Below are 2,698 nucleotides of genomic sequence, written 5' to 3' on the forward strand. Positions count from 1 at the left end.
GACGGCATCGCCTCGAGTCTGGGTCTCATCGGGGTCTTCTGGGCGGCTGTGCTCAAACTGCGCCGAGGATCGACACGCTGACCTGGGACATCCGGTTCTGCCGCAATCCGCGCGCTTCTAGATCTCTTTCACACCCCTGCTATGGGGCGTCTGCCGCCAATAAGGGCCGCCGTGAGTGGCGGACTGCTGTTCCTTGGCGACCGAGATGAGAGAACTCGCTGCACACCTGAATCCTGAGAGCGACCGCCAGCCGTGGCGTCGCAGGACCGCAGGAGCCAGTCATGACGATCCCTACCCAGATGAGTTTGCACGGGTTCATCGCTACAGCGCCGGGCCTCAGCTTCACCGACCAGGGGCATGCCCGCTTTTACGCGCGTGTCGGGGTCGAGCAGTTCCGCAAGGAGGTCGATGGTTCCTTCGCCAAGCTGGACTCGACCTTCCACGACCTGGTGTTGTTCGACCGCTCAGCCGAGCGCGCGTACGCCCGCTTCAAGGTCGGTGACCAGTTCGTCGCGTCGGGATACATCCACGAATACAAGCTGAAGAAGGGCGACGGGGCCGAGCCCCGGGAGCAGTTCGTCGCCCGTCGCATCGGTCACGATTGCGCCAGATCCCGCTATTCCGTCGACAGAACACCTGCGCGGCAACCCGCCCCGCCGACGTTGCCGGTCGCCGTAGACGCCGTGCCGTCGCAAGCTGTCAGCATCTGATCCCCGGGCCAATGACCACCGACTTCGACACGGAGCGGGGACCTTCACTGGATCCTGACTTCGAAAACGGCGACCCGCTGATGCTCGGCAGACCCGTCCCCGGCTTCGGGACCGCCGACACCGACGAGGATGGCCCACCCCAACCGATCAACTGGAACCTCCTCACGGGCGAGGAGGCCGAGTCAGAGTGGCTTGATCTCAACGCTTGGGTCCATTGGTTACGAGCGACCTATGGACTGCCGCCCGCGGTGATCCCGCCGTACTGGCACCGCCACGATGAACTGGTCTGGGAACTGTCCGCGCTCCACCTTCATTGGCTGAACTCCTACGACTCCGAGGGGTCACCGTCCGGGCCGATCGCATGGCACCGGGACTTCGCCGATGCCCGCAACCGGCTGCGTGAGTGGTCCTCCAGCTCGGGTACCCGGATCGACCGGGACCGCGCGACGCGCCAAACCGCTTGGCCCGGTGAGGAGCCCATCCCATCGAGCCCTGAGATCACCATCGAGGACCGCGAGGCCGACTTCGTGCAGTTCGTGTTCGAGGACGTCGCAGCACGAGCACGCGTCGAGAATCGTGTCTCGACGGCGTTGTAGAGGTCCTCCACAGGGCTCCTTCGTCGCCGCGGATTCCACAGGAATCTCGCCTGATGCATGAAGCGCCGTGCGACAGCGATAGCGCTGACCCAGCGACTCCACCTCTCACACATCACGAAAGGGCCACGACATGCTCCTCGCCCACGCGGTCACCCTCGCCGAGGCCCGCTCTCACATCGCGGCCCTCGCAGACCGTTCCCAGACCCTCGACGCATCTGTCGAGTACGAACGCGCGCTACTCCAGCTCGACCGGATTCACGGCGACGACTTACCCGGGCTCAACCCGGTCCCCACCGGCGACCTCGACGCACTGTTCAGGACCGCCGAGTCCGCGGTCGAGGCCCTGGTCGCCCACGGGATCGACGCTCTCCAAATCGAATTCGTCCTCGACGTGCTCTGCGCCGCCCGCGATATAGCCGTTGGCTGATGTACGGAGAGAACAGCGGCAAACTCCGCGCTGAACTGACCATCCTGCTCCGCCAACACCGCATCCAGCAACGCATCGGCGGGGCCGGCTCCTACACCGTGCCCGAGACCACCACTAGCGAGGAACGCAAGCGACTCGGGGAACAGATCGACCGCTACCGCCACGCCGTGCTCGTGTGGAGTGTCCAGGCGATACGCGCCACCGATCCGGGCATCCCTTTCGCCCTCACACGCGGACCGGCGGGGGAGCTGCAGCGCCGGCTCGAGGGCGCCATCAAAGAATCCCCTGGGCTGCCGCCGCTCGGCGAACTCACCACCGAACAGAGCTTCCCCATGGTCGAGACCTGGCGCCAAGCTGCGCGCGCCGCGGCGCTGGGGGAACACGACTTCAGCGCCGGACGACTTTCGACCACCCAAGGCATGACAGTCCTCCACGACGTTGCCGACGTGACCCGAGCCCTCGTCGTCCTCAACCGCCGCTACTCCAACATTCCAGAATGGAACGCCCTGAGGAATCCGGGTCTACTCAAACGCGCAGCCGAGTCATGCGCGACTTTCGCCGAACGCAATGAGCCCGACTACGCGGTCGATCATCAAGGATGGCGACCGACCGCAGCCAGGACCGAGGGTCCCGCGCTGCCCGGGCTAGCAGGCGTTATGCAGGCCGAACGCAACCTCCTTGCCCACCTCGACACGTTCCCCGACGCCCACAGCCTCCGCGTCGTTGCCGCGTCCCAACGCCTCGTCTCAGCCCACGCGGCCACATTCCTCGATGCCACCGACACCGAGCAGGCATCCTTTTGGCAGACCCGTGCAACAACGTACGCACAACTGGTCCGCGCGACCCGCGACCTCGGCGGCCTGAATCGCCCTGGGTTGGTTGGAGTCTCCATCGTTTTGAAACGAGGATGGACTCATGCCGAAAAACAACACCCCGGGCAAGCCGACTACGCGTCGCTACAGCCC

The 2,698-nt window shown here is 65.3% G+C and carries 4 protein-coding genes; all 4 read left to right on the forward strand.

The genetic code is table 11. The features are described 5' to 3' along the window. The first annotated feature begins 281 nt into the window (after positions 1–281). Positions 282–710 (forward strand): single-stranded DNA-binding protein, encoded by a 429-nt coding sequence (locus tag ACYVLV_RS12210; RefSeq protein ID WP_460810313.1) that lies wholly within the window; start codon positions 282–284, stop codon positions 708–710. A gap of 80 nt (positions 711–790) precedes the next feature. Further along, positions 791–1,306, forward strand: coding sequence for a hypothetical protein (locus ACYVLV_RS12215; RefSeq protein ID WP_460810316.1), 516 nt, complete (start codon positions 791–793; stop codon positions 1,304–1,306). 130 nt (positions 1,307–1,436) lie between these two features. Continuing rightward, entirely contained in the window at positions 1,437–1,733 is a 297-nt protein-coding gene (locus ACYVLV_RS12220) for a hypothetical protein (protein ID WP_460810318.1), read from the forward strand. After that, positions 1,733–2,698: hypothetical protein (locus ACYVLV_RS12225; RefSeq protein ID WP_460810319.1), on the forward strand; the 966-nt coding region annotated here is incomplete at its 3' end. The genes ACYVLV_RS12220 and ACYVLV_RS12225, both read left to right, overlap by 1 nt.

This window comes from Nocardioides salsibiostraticola (assembly GCF_054783655.1).

What these genes read in the sequence shown, in the direction of transcription:
- ACYVLV_RS12220 (WP_460810318.1), top strand. Translation starts at nt 1,437, where the DNA reads ATGCTCCTCGCCCACGCGGTCACCCTCGCCGAGGCCCGCTCTCACATC.
- ACYVLV_RS12215 (WP_460810316.1), top strand. Translation starts at nt 791, where the DNA reads ATGCTCGGCAGACCCGTCCCCGGCTTCGGGACCGCCGACACCGACGAG.
- ACYVLV_RS12210 (WP_460810313.1), top strand. Translation starts at nt 282, where the DNA reads ATGACGATCCCTACCCAGATGAGTTTGCACGGGTTCATCGCTACAGCG.